Raw genomic sequence first — 14,243 nt, forward strand, 5'->3', positions numbered from 1 at the left:
TGGCATGACAGCGAAAGGATAAAGAGAGGAATACTATGACGCTGCTTCGACATACGCCGACTGAAATCAAGGAGCGCTCCGCGCTGTCCATCAATCCGGCCAAGACCTGCCAGCCGGTGGGGGCCATGTACGCGGCCCTGGGGGTTCACGGCTGCCTGCCCCACAGTCACGGTTCCCAGGGTTGCTGCGCCTATCATCGCAGCGCCCTGACCCGGCACTACAGGGAGCCGGTTTCCGCGGCCACAAGCTCGTTCACGGAAGGTGCTTCCGTCTTCGGCGGCCAGGCCAATCTGCTCCAGGCCATCAACAATATTTTCACGGTGTACGAGCCGGACGTGATCGCCGTGCACACCACCTGCCTGTCCGAGACCATCGGGGACGACGTGCCGCAGATTACGGAAAAAGCCCGCCAGGAAGGCAAGATTCCCGAAGGCAAACATGTCGTCAGCGCCGCCACCCCCAGTTATGTGGGTTCTCATGTCACGGGCTTCTCGAACATGGTCAAGGGAATCCTGAAAGGCTTTGCCGTCAAGACCGGCAAGAAAAACGGCAAGGTGAACATCATTCCCGGCTTCGTGGAGCCTTCGGATATGGAGGAAGTCAAACGACTGGCCGGCGCCATGGGGGTCAAGACCATCGTTGTTCCGGACACCTCGGGAGTGCTCAACGGCCCTCTGACCGGCGAATACAAAATGTTTCCCGAGGGCGGCACGACCACCGAGAAATTGCGTTCCACCGGGGACTCCGTGGGCACCCTGGCTCTGGGTGAATGGGCTTCCGCTGACGGGGCCAAATTCCTGGACACCGAATTCAAGGTGCCCTGCAAAATCCTGGACCTGCCCATCGGTTTGAAGGCCACGGACCGGTTCATCGACGCCCTGCGCCTGATTTCCGGTCGCCACGTCACGGACTTGATCACCCACGAACGAGGCCAGCTGGTGGATATGATCTCGGACATGCACCAGTACTTCTATCACAAGAAGGTGGCCCTGACGGGGGACCCGGACCAGATCATCGCCCTGACCGAATTCCTGACCTCCATCGACATGTGCCCGGTGCACATCGTCACGGGCACGCCGGGCAAGAAGTTCGAGGCCCGAATCAAAGAAATTACGGCCGACAGCCCGTTTCCGGTCAACGTCAAGGCCCACGGCGACATGTTCCTGCTGCACCAGTGGATCAAGAACGATCCGGTGGATCTGCTCATCGGCAACACCTACTGCAAGTACATTGCCCGGGACGAGGACATCCCGCTGATCCGCCACGGATTCCCGATCCTGGACCGGGTGGGTCATCAGTACTTTCCCACGGTTGGCTACAAGGGCGGCCTGCGGCTGCTGGAAAAGATCCTGGACGCCCTGCTGACCCGCATCGACCGGGATGCCGACGAGGAAAAATTTGAACTGGCATTCTAACAATTACGTGATCGGCAGGGGCAACCCTTGCGGGGTGCCCCCCGTATCTGATTTCGCATATATCGTGATAAAGGAGCAAAATTGTGGAAAAACCGAAACATCACCTGTTCGTCTGCGCCAGTTTCCGGACCAAGGGCGAACCCAAGGGCGTCTGCCACAAAAGCACCATCGACCTGCTGCCCTATATCGATGAGGAAATCCTGGACCGCAACCTGGACGTACTGGTGACCAGCACTGGCTGCCTGAAGCAGTGCGAAAACGGACCGGTCATGGTTGTCTATCCGGAAGGATGGTGGTTCGGCAAAATCGACAGTGAAGATGCCGTGGACGCTGTTCTGGACGGCCTGGAAGAAGGCCGGCCGGCGGAAGAATACCTGCTGTAGCCGGAAACTTGCCCGGAGAATCGATATCATGACCAGCCCCGTGACGATCAGAACCGCAATCCCTGGAGACATTCCGGAAATGGTCGCGTTGCTGGGAGAATTGTTCGCCATTGAAGCCGACTTTCGGCCCGACCCCGCCCTGCAGCATCAGGGGCTCGCCCTGATGCTGCGGGATCCGGTCTCACGCCGCATTCTCGTGGCCGTGGAGGACGGCAAGGTCATCGGCATGTGCTCGCTGCAGATTCTCGTCTCCACGGCCCAGGGCGGTCAGGTGGGATTGGTGGAGGACGTGGTGGTGGCTGCCCCATGGCGAGGGCGCGGCATCGGGGCCATGCTGATGCGGGCCCTGGAAGAATCTGCCGCGGAAATAGGGCTTTCGCGCCTGCAACTCCTGGCGGACGCGGACAATGTCCCGGCCTTGAATTTCTACCGGCTCAGGGGCTGGAACTCAACGAAGCTGATCTGCCTGCGCAAAGAAGGCGACCCATCCTGAACCGATTATAGGGTAAAACCATGGAACCCGTGATCTTCGAAGAACGAAAAGAACAGATCCATCGCAAGGGAACGGAACCGTTTTCCATTTCCTGCAACAAGAGCAGTCTGGCCGGAGCCGTGAGCCAGAGAGCGTGCGTGTTCTGCGGATCCCGGGTCGTGCTCTATCCCATTGCCGACGCCCTGCATCTGGTGCACGGGCCCATCGGCTGCGCGGTCTATACCTGGGACATTCGCGGCGCCCTGTCTTCGGGGCCCGAGTTGCACCGGCTCAGCTTTTCCACGGACCTCCGGGAAAAGGACGTCATCTTCGGCGGCGAAAAAAAATTATATCAGGCCCTGATCGAGCTGATCGACCTGCACAAGCCCAATGCGGCGTTTGTCTACTCCACCTGCATCGTGGGCATCATCGGCGACGATCTCAAGGCCGTGTGCAAGAAGGTGGAGGCGGAAACGGGAATTCCGATCATTCCCGTGCAGTCCGAGGGATTCAAGGGCAACAAGCGCGAGGGCTACCTGGCTGCCTGCGAGGCCATGTTCCGGCTGGTGGGAACCGGCGACGCATCGGACATCTCCCCCTTGAGCGTCAACATCCTCGGCGACTTCAACCTGGCCGGCGAGATCTGGATCATTCAGGACTACCTGAAGCGAATGGGCGTCGAGGTGGTGGCCAACATCACCGGGGACGGCCGGGTGGCCGATGTCCGCCGGGCGCACGGCGCCGCCTTGAACCTGGTCCAGTGTTCCGGCGCAACCATGGATCTGGCCAGGATGATGAAGGAGAAATACGGCATCCCGTCCCTGCGGGTCTCCTATTTCGGCATCGAGGACATGTCCGACGCCCTGTACGATGTGGCCAAGTTCTTCGCGGACAAGGACCCGGAAATCATGGCCCGGACAAGTGAACTGGTCCGTGAGGAACTGAGCGCGCTGTATCCGCGCCTGCAGGAATTCCGCAAGGACCTGGAGGGCAAGAAAGCGGCCATTTACGTCGGTGGAGCGTTCAAGGCCTTTTCGTTGATCAAATCCTTCCGCCATCTGGGCATGCAGGTGGTCATGGTCGGCTCCCAGACCGGGACCGAGGAGGATTACCAGGAACTGGCCGAAATCACGGACGAAGGCACGATCATCGTGGACGACACCAATCCCCTGGAACTGTCGGCGTTCATCAAGGAAAAGGACGTGGACATCTTCGTGGGCGGCGTCAAGGAACGCCCCATCGCCTACAAGCTGGGAGTGGGGTTCTGCGACCACAACCACGAGCGCAAGGAAGCACTGGAGGGATTTCTGGGCATGTACAACTTTGCCAGAGAGGTCCACGCCACCGTGACCAGCCCGGTCTGGAAATTCACTCCCAGAAGGCTCAAGGCCCCCATCAGCACGGGAACCAGCAAAGAGGAATGCGCATCATGAAAACCACCGAATCGTTTGTCTCCACCACCAATGCCTGCAAGCTCTGCACTCCGCTGGGCGCGGCCGTGGCGTTCAAGGGCCTGGAAGGATGCGTCCCGTTTCTGCACGGTTCCCAGGGCTGCGCCACCTATATGCGGCGCTACATCATCAGCCATTTCCGCGAGCCCATGGACATCGCTTCCTCCAGTCTGGGCGAGAAGGACGCCGTGTACGGCGGCAAGGCGAACCTGATGCAGGGCATCCTGAACGTAATCCGGAAATATCATGCTCCGGCCGTGGGTATTGCCACAACCTGCCTGACCGAAACCATCGGCGACGACGTGCCGACAATACTCCACGAATTCAAGAAGGAATATCAGGCCGGGTGCAACGGCAGCATGCCCGCCCTGGTTCACGTCAGCACACCCTCCTATGGAGGATCGCACATGGAAGGATTTCATGCCACGGTGCGGGCCATGGTCGATCAGTTGGCCGAACCGAAAACGGACAGACATCCCTCGATCAACATTTTTTCCGGCTTCATCTCCCCGGAAGACATCCGCCATTTGCAGGACATCTTTCTGCATGCCGGACTGTCCGCGACGATTCTGCCGGATTATTCCGAAACCCTGGATGGCCCTGCCCTGGAGGACTACCAGAACATTCCCGGTGGCGGGACGCCTGTGGAAAGGGTTCGAAAAATGCCCGGCGCCGCGGCGAGCATCGAGTTCGGCAGGGCGATCAAACCAGAACTCAGTGCCGGACGTCTTCTGGAAGAAAAATACGGTGTCGCGCTGCACTCCCTGGGCCTGCCCATCGGACTGCGGGAAAGCGACGCCCTGTTCACCACCCTCGAGAAATTGTCCGGTTGCGCCACGCCCAGAAGGTATGCTCTGGAACGCGGCCGACTTCTGGACGCCATGGTGGACGGACACAAGTACATTGCCGGCAAAAAGGCCGTCGTCTACGGCGAGGAAGATCTGGTCGTCGGCCTGACCTCCTTTCTGAGCGAAATCGGCATCAAGCCGGTACTGGCGGCCTCCGGCGGCGAATCCGGGCTGCTGAAGAGCGCGGTGCATGCCGTGACCGCGGAATTTCCCGGTGAGCCGCCTCTGGTGCGCGACGGCGTCGATTTCTACCAGATCGTGGAGCAGGCCCAGTCCCTGGAACCGGATTTGGTAATCGGCAACAGCAAAGGCTACCGGGAACTGGCCAGAGCCCGAAACATCCCCCTGATCCGCGTGGGTTTCCCCATCCACGACCGCTTCGGCTCCCAGCGAATTTTGCATTTAGGATACCGGGGCGCACTCAACATCTACGACATGATCGTGAACGCGCTGATCGAGAAGAAACAGGACGATTCGCCGGTGGGATACGGATATATCTGAGACAAAATGGGACAGCATTTCGGAATTCAGGATCGCGTCATGGGATGTTTCTGACCCCTGGATTCTCAAAAAATAATAAGGATCAATCATGAGCGCTCCAGACACCGCAAAGCATCCATGCTTCAACGTCAAGGCCAAGGGCGAATGCGGCCGCGTGCACCTTCCCGTGGCGCCCAAATGCAACATCATGTGCAACTACTGCAACCGGAAATACGACTGCGTGAACGAATCACGTCCCGGCGTCACCTCCGGGGTGCTCAAGCCGCATCAGGCCCTGGAATATCTGACCCGCATCCTGGAGAAGGACCCGCGCATAACTGTTGTCGGCATTGCGGGGCCGGGCGATCCCTTTGCCAACCCCAAGGAAACGCTGAAAACACTCCGCCTGATCCGGGAGCGTTTTCCACAGATGCTGTTCTGCCTTTCCAGCAACGGCCTTGGTGTTTTGCCCTACCTGGATGATTTGAAAAAATACGGCGTCACCCACATGACCATCACCGTGAATGCGGTGGATCCGGAAATCGGCCGGAAATTCTATGCCTGGGTCAGGGACGGCAAGGTGCTCTATCGCGGCCTGGAAGCGGCCAAGGTAATGTGGGAACGCCAGCAGGCGGTCATCGCTGGACTCAAGGAACGGGGCATCATCGTCAAGGTGAATACCATTATCACACCCGGCATCAACGACCATCACGTGGAGGCCATCGCGGCCAAGATGCGCGATCTGGGCGTGGATCTGCTGAATTGCATGCCCCTCTTCCCTGCCGCGGAAACGATTTTCGAAGACATCCCCGAGCCGGGCAAGGAAGAAATCGAGCAGATTCGTACCAAGGCCGAAAAATACCTGCCCCAGATGCGGCACTGCAAACGCTGCCGGGCTGATGCCGTGGGGCTTCTGGACCAGGACAAGTCCGCCGAGTTCGCATCCTGCCTGAGCGCCTGCTCCAAGACCCTGCCGCCGATGCAGACCACGGACAGACCGTATGTCGCCGTGGCCTCCATGGAAGGAGTGCTCATCAACCAGCACCTGGGAGAGGCGTCTTCCTTTCAGATCTGGGCGGAGCAGAACGGCGCCTTCACCATGGTCGAGGTCCGCGAGGCTCCTCCCAAAGGCAGCGGAGCCAGGCGCTGGTACGACCTCGCGCGAACTCTCAAGGACTGCCGGTCCGTTCTGGTCTCGGGTGTCGGTGATACGCCCATGGCCATCCTCAGCGAGGAAGGCATAAACCCCCTGGAAATGAGCGGATTCATTCAGGAAGGACTGACGGCGGTCTACAAAGGCGGAAACGTCAACGCCTTCAAGCACCGCCGGGAAGGCAAAACCTGCAAGGCCATGGGCTGCACCGGCGACGGCGGCGGATGCGGATGAACCCTGCCGCCGGATAGCGCGTAACGATGTGTTGAGTTGACCTGCCATGCAAGCACGAATAAGGAGCGATCCACTACGGATCGCTCCTTTTTTTGCTGTTCGCTTCAAGGCTCATCCATTCAGAAACAGCATCAAAACGCTGGACAGAACAGGTATTCGGGTTTCCGGCTGATCGAAGAAATTGTTGACGTTCAAAATAAACCTGCATGGGAGGAACACGATGGCTGGAGACTGCTCTCAATGTTCGTTCAGGGCCAAGTACGACCGGAATCGGAAATCCTGGCTGGGACGATTCTGGCGGTGGCATATCAATTTCTGTCCGGGATGGAAGAAGTATTTTCTGGCTCTCCCGGATGATGAGCGGGAGCAGTTGGCCAAGAAATACGACTTCTGGAAATACCGGAGTTAATTGTAATTACTCAGCTCTTCCGAGAAATATTCGAACTGGATACCGGCCTTCGCCGGTATGACTGAATTGGGAAAGGCTTGCTCCGTTACGTCATTCCGGCGAAAGCCGGAATCCAGTACAGGTGACAATCACACCACATGTACTGAATAGTTACGGTTAATTTTTTAATTCATACGCTTATGGCGGGGTATCAGTAGATGAAAATTGCACGGATTGAACGCGCTCAGGGCTGTCTGTTAGGTCAGTTGTCCGGAGATGCTCTCGGCAGCCTAGTGGAATTCCAGTCATTGGAGCAAATTCGCAAAACCTATCCTGCTGGGGTACGTGACATGGCGGATGGCGGCACATTCAATACCATCGCGGGTCAACCCACGGATGATTCCGAGATGGCGCTGGGTTTGGCCAGGATGTTGATTTCTCACGGCACGTATGATGCTTCGGCCGCGAAACAGGTCTACGTTGATTGGCTGAACTCCAACCCGTTTGACTGCGGCACAACTATCCGTGCCGGCCTGGGAGGCCGTCCAAATTCGGACAGTCAAGCCAACGGGGCCATGATGCGGATAAGCCCTTTGGGCATCTTCGGCGCTGGATTCGAGTTGGATCAGGTGGCGGATTGGGCACGCCAGGATGCGGAACTGACCCACCCCCATCCCATCTGCCGGCAAGTCAACGCGCTGTTCGCCATGGCCATTGCCCAGGCCGTCAATACCGGCAGCGGATCCAAGGAACTGGTCGCCGACATGCTCGAATGGGCCCAGAACATGGACATGGACCCGATACTGTTTCGGGTGATCAAGGCATCCATCAACATGCCGCCACGGGACTACATCCGCCAGCAGGGCTGGGTCCTGATCGCTTTCGGCAATGCCCTGTGGCAACTGGTCAACGCTCCGACCCTGGAGGAAGCTGTGATCGATACCGTGTCCCGCGGCGGAGACACGGACACCAATGCCGCCATTTGCGGCGCCTTGCTGGGTGCTGTACATGGCCGAAAAGCTGTACCGGACAGATGGATAACGACCATCCTTGACTGCCGTCCGCAAGCCGGCAAACCAGGGGTTCACCAACCCCGCCCGGAAATGTACTGGCCGGTGGATGCATTGGAGATTGCCGAACAACTGCTGGAAATGAGCTGATTCAAGACAATTGAAGGGTACTTCGAAGTTGAATATAGCCACGAAGATTCTAATCATCATCAGTTCATTTCATGAACGTGCTCCAGGCTCGCGTCACGTGGCTCATGTGGCGCAGTCAATAGGGGATTGCAGCTCAGAACCCACCCCGGATGAGCCGAGTTACAGATATATTCCCGCCAGTTCCCCCACCTCGTTTGCCACCATTACCCGCAGTTCATCTGGTTCCAATACTTCCGCATCGCCGCCCCAAGTAAGTACCCAACGGGCTATCTCCCAAAGTCCGGCAGTGGTCATTTCCAGCACGAGGGAGCCGTCCTCGTTTTCAACAATCCGCTGCTTCGCCGCCCATCTGCGTTCCTTGACGTAACGGGCTTGGTCCTTGCTGAATCGGATGCGGACAAACACGGCGTTGTCGCTGGTCACGCCAAAGGCTTGGGCCAAGCGCATTTGCGGATCGAAATCCTTTGGGTACTCGAATTCCTGGTCAGTAACTTTCAAATCCATGATCCGCTCCACGGCCAGAGTGATCACATCACCGTGTTTCGGGGTGCGGACATAGGCATACAGGCCGCCGGCATGCTCAAAAAAATGGAGGGGTTCGATCTTGAAATGGTTGACCCTGTCCTCGCTGAAGGCGTGGTATCGGACCAAGCAGATATTCTGGTGGAGCATGGCCTCGGACAGGTCGCCGATGATATCTTCCTTGGTCGAATAGTCCTTGCTGAACTTGCTCGTGAACACGAACAAGGTTTGAATCCGGCCCAGCTTCTCCGTCATCTCCTCGGGGAAACAATGCCTGAGCTTGACCATCAGGCCATCCAGGCGTTCGCCAAACCCGGCGCTCCGCGTGATGGAGGATTCGCTCAGGGCCATGTACAGGGCCAGCATCTCAGAGACGGTCATCCTCACGTCCGGGAGGGAGATGTTCGGCAGGCGCTGGACGTATCCCGGCTCCAACAACCAGCGCTGTTGCCGGGAACCTTGCGGTCGATCCGTATAAAGCGGGAAGCCGAGTTGTTCCAGTATACGGATCTCGCGGTACACACTGCTCCGTTTAACTCCTAGGCCTTCCTCAAGATCCTTGATGGTCGCCCCTTGCGCCCTGGCTACGAGATCCACGGCCCTGAGCAATTTGACAATCTGATGCATTCTGTCTGACATGCCTCACCTCGTAATACATTCGGAATTTGCGGATTGATTTTGAACCTGACCGCCATGCCATCGGTGTATTCTGCTTGATGGGTTCACTTCTCATGCTTTTGGGAAGGTGTGCCCGTGTTCGGGACTGTCGCGGTGTATTATCGGTGATCTTGTCGCGCCTGAACGGTTTGTTTATGGCCTGACCACCACAATCAACGCAAGAGGACGACACGCCATGACCCACCGTCTCTCCAAGTCAAAAATCATCTCCGGCATCCAATGTTTGAAACGGCTCTGGCTGGAGGTGCATCGCCCGGACCTTCTGGAGTACGACCCGTCGACCCAGGCCAGGATGACCACCGGCTGGAGAGTGGGCGAGATAGCATGTTCGATCTTGGCCCCAGGCGGAGTTCTTGTCGGCCTGGACCAGGGCTTCGGCCATGCCCTGGACATGACCAGCCAACACCTCGCCCTCTCCACCTTGCCGATCTACGAGGCCACCTTTGCCCATGACCGGATTCTGGTGCGTTCGGACATCGTCCTGCCCGCCCAAAACGGCCAGGACGGTCTGACGGTGATCGAGGTCAAGTCCTCCACCAAGGTCAAGGACTATCACTACCAGGACTGCGCCATTCAGTACCGGGTGCTGCGAGGGATCGGCCATGAGATTCGTGAAATGCGGGTGGCAGTGATCGACAATACCTTTGTCTATCCAGGCGGCGGGAACTACGCGGGACTGTTGCGGGTCGAGGACGTGACCGCCGAGATCAAGGAGATGCAGCCCCAGGTCGAGGAATGGATCGGTCAATGCCTAGTCGCGTTGCACGGGTCCATCCCCGACCTGGAAATGGGTGGTCAGTGCGATACGCCTTTCGGTTGTCCGTTCCAGGACTTCTGCACCCCCAATAACAGGCCGGAATATCCACTGAGCTGCCTGCCAAGACTCCGGGCCGGTCTGTCCACCCAACTCCTTGAGGAAGGACATGCGGACATTCGGGACATCCCACCCGGACGGCTGGAGAACACTACTCGGGAGCGGGTCCGCCGCGTGACCGTCTCCGGCCAGGAGGAATGGCTTCCCGGCACGTCCGCGATTCTCAACGCCCTTCCTTTCCCCTGGCACTTTCTGGACTTCGAAACCATGCAGTTCGCCGTTCCCATCTGGGTCGGCACGCGCCCCTACGAACAACTGCCCTTTCAATGGTCCTGCCATGTGCTGGATACATCCAGCACCGACCCTAACGCGCTACGGCACCTCGAATTCCTTGACCTAACTGGCCAACCGCCCATGCGCGGCTTCGCCGAATCCCTGCTGGCCGCCAGCGGAACGACCGGCACGATCTTCGTCTACGGCCATTTCGAGGCCATGATCATCCGAGGCCTGATCCGGCGCTTTCCCGACCTGGAGGCCCCCTTGCAAGCCCTGTTGGACCGGATCACGGACCTCCTGCCCATCATGCGGGAACACTACTACCATCCCCAAATGTTCGGAAGCTGGTCCCTCAAATCCATCCTGCCCTGCCTGGCCCCGGACCTGAGTTACGCCGAACTGACCGATGTCCAGCACGGAGGCCAAGCCCAGGATGCCTACCTGGAAGCCATCGCCCCGAAAACCACTCCGTCGCGCAGGGAGGAACTGCGCAAGGCGTTGGTGAAGTACTGCGCCCTGGATACGTTGGGCTTGGTGAGGATCGTGGAGGTGATGCGCGGGAAGGGTTGAGCCAAGCAGATACGAAATGCCGAGTTGCTGGACGTAGTCCTGCCTGTACTTTTTAACGTCCCTTGCGCGTAACATGTCTCACTGCTGGTACACACCGCCCGGCCAGGTCGCCATCCATACAATGGTCGCTTGCGCGTCATCGCGGAATTCCGTCAGCCCCTCTTCCAGGGCCAACAATTCCTGGAGACGACGTATTATCGTGTCGCGGTTCGCCCGGACCGCCTCATGACGAAGAAAAGCATGGCGCACCAGCGCATCGCGCAAATCCCGGTTCAGGTTCCGCATCAAAAAATCCGGACCTTCGCGGCGGATCATCATGGACAGAGCCCGCCGCTGCAACCAGAGGTCCAAACCGAGAAATCCCGGCGTCCGCGGCGAGACGGTCAGGGCCACCTCAGCTAAGAGATCCATACGGGTTCCGCGATACGCGAGATGATGCAGCGCAAAGAACAAGGCCGGAAACAGGAGCGCAAAGCGATTGATCTCCGAGACCGCAACGTCCTCCAAAGGATCAAGCACCCTGGTCTCGGCCCAACGCTGATCAGGACCATTTTCCTCCAATCCCTTTCCCTGTAACCACCAATCCCGATACTCCTCCAGCAGCCCGACACACTGCCCTCCCAGGTCAGGGCCATCGCAAAATGCCCGGCTGTCGGATTCGCTGAACAACAGATCCGGTCCATACAAAACAGCCCAATCAGGGTGCGGCAAAATCTCGACAAGGCGCTCCGGTTCAGGAAATTTCTTGGCCAGCATCCGCCGATAATCATGATAATATTTGACCAACGCGGCCCCTGTCAGCGTATTGCGATGCTTCGGCGTTGCCTGGCTCGGTAGCTCCCCGATCCCCTGACAGTGCAATACATACAGTACTTCGCTAAGAAGCTCTCGAGCCTCGGCGATCTGCGCTACATGCAACGGATAGCGACTCTCCTGGGCCATAATCCCCACAAAAATTCCGTCCAGCTCCTCTTCCTCCAACGGCCTGGAGTAAAGCACCTCCTCCTCGATCAAATTCAAAGCCGCCTTCTCCACGCAGTATCCGCACATTTGATCTCCCCTTAATGTTGTTGTTCCCGTCATGAAGAACACGGTGAAACTTCAGCAACAGAATCCATCTAGCAAAACCCTACTTTGCGGGAATCGCCATGGGCTTGCCTGGCTTGTGCTTCGCATTCCAGTGACTCTATCAGCATAGCATGGTTCAACTCGCTTTCCGGCAGAATCAGGGTTTGATCGCGAACCACTCGAAAGTCCCCGGGAGTTAACCTGGCAATGGTCCGAATCTGCTCGGTTTGGCTGTCGGTCAACAATTCGGCAACAAGATGGCCAAGCAGTTTATGATAGAACACGATATTGCCCGACGGGAGAAGGTAGTCGAACTCCACTTTGAACAAAAACCGCCGCAGTGCCGCCCTGTCCAGCCAGGAAAAATTGTTCGTGGTGCAGACCAGTATCCCTTTGTAGTGTTCCATCTGGGTCAAAAATTCGTTGACCATGCTGACTTCCCACGAGCGCTGCGCGTTGCCCCTGGAAGAGAGAAACGTATCCACCTCGTCGATGACCAGAATGCCCTGTTCTTCGGTCGCCTCCTGAAATGCCAAAGCAATGCGGCGTTCACTCATGCCCACATACGGATCAAGCAGGTCGCTTGCGCTTTTGACGACCAGCTTGCGGTTCAATTTCCATCCAAGATACTTGGCCATTTCGCTCTTTCCCGTCCCCGGAGGCCCATAAAACAAAGCCGAGATGCCAGCTGAAGGGCTCTTGGCCGCGGCCTTGGTCAACAGGTTCATCCGCCCCAGAAAGTCGGGTCCATTGGAGTTGTAATTCAGACCTTCCAGTGAATAATCCCGTTGCAACTCATTTGTTCGCGTTCGAGGTACGCCATTCTCCGCCAACAATTGATAGGCATCCAATGAACGACGCAGGGCGGCATGGAATTTTTCCTGGTTCTGTTCCCCGTGCAGTTCCTTGGCCTTTTGCACGGCTGTCGCCAGGATTCCGGCATTGAGGTCATATGTGTCGGCCAGGGCCTTGATCTGTCCAACGGTCAGCAGATTGCCCGCTTCGTGATGACGGAGCACGAATTTCCAGAGAATCATCCGTTTGGAACGATTGAATTTGGTAAAGCAGAGGCTGAAGGCAAAACGACGCTTGGTGGAATCGTCGATACAGTCAACCTCGTTGGTGATCCAAATTGCTCGTACGCCCGGCGTTTCAAGGAGCTGATTCAGCCATCCCTTGTCACGGACCTCGCCCCGGTCGAAAAAGGAGCGCCCGGCTTCCAACAAACCTTCCGACTCGTCCACGATCATCAACGAGCCATCTCCGGAATTCGTCACGTTCAGACATGCCTGAATGGCCTTTCGCAAACCCTGGGCGCTGTTATCCTCCTGATGCACGATTTCGTAAGCCGGGCAGTTCAGCTTTCCGGCGAGAGCACGGGCAAAGCTGGTTTTGCCGGTGCCCGGAGGGCCGTATAGCAGAATATGGGTTGAGGATTCACCCTTCGCAGCCAATAGTCCGAGTACATGGCGCACGGTTTCCGACGGCAACAGGTGATAGTTCAACGGCAGGTCGCTGGTCTCGGTTTTGCGGAAGTAGTTGACGTACAGTTGGTCGGCTCGCCCCTGCTGCAAAGTCTTCAACACGTCGTCGTCAAGGTCCAGGGAGTAGCCGTCCATGGTGACGATGCCCAGTTTGCCGAGTTGGCCTGAAAGGGCCTCGCGCAACTCCCAAGAGTTCACGTTCAGAGCGAAGGCCAAGTGTCGCCGCCCGGAATAGGTCTCGCACTCCAAATGATCCTCGTAGTAGGCGTTGAAGGGCTTACAAACGCGCAACAAAAACGCGAACATGACCAAGTCAGTTTCCAGGTCCGAAAGCCGGAACGTCTGCTGGATGGCCGCCATGTTCTGCCGCAACGGGCATTGGTCATATTCCTCGACGGCCAACAATTTTGCCAGCATATCCCGCGCCGCACTCCGAACCCTGGCCGCGGCACGTTGATTCAGCTTGGGCAATACTTCCTGGAGGGCGTCAATATCGTCGCTTGTCTCCACCGTGTCCGGCACCCCAAGCCAAGAATCATCAACAATTCGCTTATTGCCGGCCGGCATTCCAGCCGTGACATGCTCCAGCAATACCGACATCCCCTTCCCGCCCACAATCCAGAAAACCAGTTCCAGGCTGGCGGCCTCGAGTTTTTTCATTCCCGTCACTGTGCGCAGAAGATACTCAGCCGCTTTTTGCCTGGCGAAACGGTCGTCTGAATCCATCAAGAATTCAGGACTAATCACAGTTCTTTTGCGTGCTCGTCGCGGCATGTCGCCCTCCTCCCGTTTGAGTAATCACTATTGTTTTCATCAATGCCTTGGAACAAGAGGATTGCCATGGCAA

Annotated in this window: 12 protein-coding genes; 9 read left to right on the plus strand and 3 right to left on the minus strand. The window is 57.6% G+C overall.

All coding sequences use genetic code 11. The features are described 5' to 3' along the window. Nucleotides 1-35 precede the first annotated feature (35 nt). The 8 genes from nifK (at nucleotide 36) to BLP93_RS10520 (ending at nucleotide 7,984) form a co-directional block, all read left to right on the plus strand. On the plus strand, nucleotides 36-1,415 hold the full coding sequence (gene nifK, locus BLP93_RS10485) for a nitrogenase molybdenum-iron protein subunit beta (protein ID WP_092121105.1): 1,380 nt from the start codon (nucleotides 36-38) through the stop codon (nucleotides 1,413-1,415). An 83-nt stretch (nucleotides 1,416-1,498) separates the two neighbouring features. Then, complete coding sequence (locus BLP93_RS10490; RefSeq protein ID WP_208596620.1) at nucleotides 1,499-1,798, plus strand: (2Fe-2S) ferredoxin domain-containing protein; 300 nt, start codon at nucleotides 1,499-1,501, stop codon at nucleotides 1,796-1,798. Between the two features lie 28 nt (nucleotides 1,799-1,826). Next, complete coding sequence (locus BLP93_RS10495) at nucleotides 1,827-2,291, plus strand: GNAT family N-acetyltransferase (RefSeq protein ID WP_139162977.1); 465 nt, start codon at nucleotides 1,827-1,829, stop codon at nucleotides 2,289-2,291. A 20-nt stretch (nucleotides 2,292-2,311) separates the two neighbouring features. After that, nucleotides 2,312-3,703, plus strand: coding sequence for a nitrogenase iron-molybdenum cofactor biosynthesis protein NifE (gene nifE / locus BLP93_RS10500; protein WP_092121111.1), 1,392 nt, complete (start codon nucleotides 2,312-2,314; stop codon nucleotides 3,701-3,703). After that, nucleotides 3,700-5,070 carry a nitrogenase component 1 gene (locus tag BLP93_RS10505; RefSeq protein WP_092121113.1) on the plus strand — a complete coding sequence of 457 codons (1,371 nt, stop codon included), beginning with the start codon at nucleotides 3,700-3,702 and terminating at the stop codon, nucleotides 5,068-5,070. Before nifE ends, BLP93_RS10505 begins: the two co-directional genes overlap by 4 nt. An 88-nt stretch (nucleotides 5,071-5,158) precedes the next feature. Next, complete coding sequence (locus tag BLP93_RS10510) at nucleotides 5,159-6,436, plus strand: radical SAM protein (RefSeq protein WP_208596621.1); 1,278 nt, start codon at nucleotides 5,159-5,161, stop codon at nucleotides 6,434-6,436. Between the two features lie 220 nt (nucleotides 6,437-6,656). Beyond that, on the plus strand, nucleotides 6,657-6,845 hold the full coding sequence (locus BLP93_RS10515; protein WP_092121119.1) for a hypothetical protein: 189 nt from the start codon (nucleotides 6,657-6,659) through the stop codon (nucleotides 6,843-6,845). 197 nt (nucleotides 6,846-7,042) lie between these two features. Continuing rightward, nucleotides 7,043-7,984 (plus strand): ADP-ribosylglycohydrolase family protein, encoded by a 942-nt coding sequence (locus BLP93_RS10520; RefSeq protein WP_092121122.1) that lies wholly within the window; start codon nucleotides 7,043-7,045, stop codon nucleotides 7,982-7,984. A gap of 159 nt (nucleotides 7,985-8,143) precedes the next feature. Here the strand turns inward: BLP93_RS10520 and BLP93_RS10525 are convergent, their stop codons facing one another. Beyond that, nucleotides 8,144-9,145 (minus strand): helix-turn-helix transcriptional regulator, encoded by a 1,002-nt coding sequence (locus BLP93_RS10525; protein WP_092121125.1) that lies wholly within the window; start codon nucleotides 9,143-9,145, stop codon nucleotides 8,144-8,146. 214 nt (nucleotides 9,146-9,359) lie between these two features. Here BLP93_RS10525 and BLP93_RS10530 point away from each other — a divergent pair, with 214 nt between their 5' ends. Then, nucleotides 9,360-10,844: a DUF2779 domain-containing protein gene (locus BLP93_RS10530; protein ID WP_092121128.1), complete on the plus strand. Its 1,485-nt coding sequence runs from the start codon at nucleotides 9,360-9,362 to the stop codon at nucleotides 10,842-10,844. A 78-nt stretch (nucleotides 10,845-10,922) separates the two neighbouring features. Here the strand turns inward: BLP93_RS10530 and BLP93_RS10535 are convergent, their stop codons facing one another. Then, on the minus strand, nucleotides 10,923-11,894 hold the full coding sequence (locus BLP93_RS10535; protein ID WP_092121131.1) for a hypothetical protein: 972 nt from the start codon (nucleotides 11,892-11,894) through the stop codon (nucleotides 10,923-10,925). A gap of 68 nt (nucleotides 11,895-11,962) precedes the next feature. After that, the gene (locus BLP93_RS10540; RefSeq protein WP_092121133.1) at nucleotides 11,963-14,170 is read right to left on the minus strand and encodes an AAA family ATPase; all 2,208 of its coding nucleotides are present in this window, start codon (nucleotides 14,168-14,170) and stop codon (nucleotides 11,963-11,965) included. Between the last annotated feature and the right edge of the window lie 73 nt (nucleotides 14,171-14,243).

The organism is Desulfonatronum thiosulfatophilum (genome assembly GCF_900104215.1).
GTDB classification, from domain to species: Bacteria; Desulfobacterota; Desulfovibrionia; order Desulfovibrionales; family Desulfonatronaceae; genus Desulfonatronum; species Desulfonatronum thiosulfatophilum.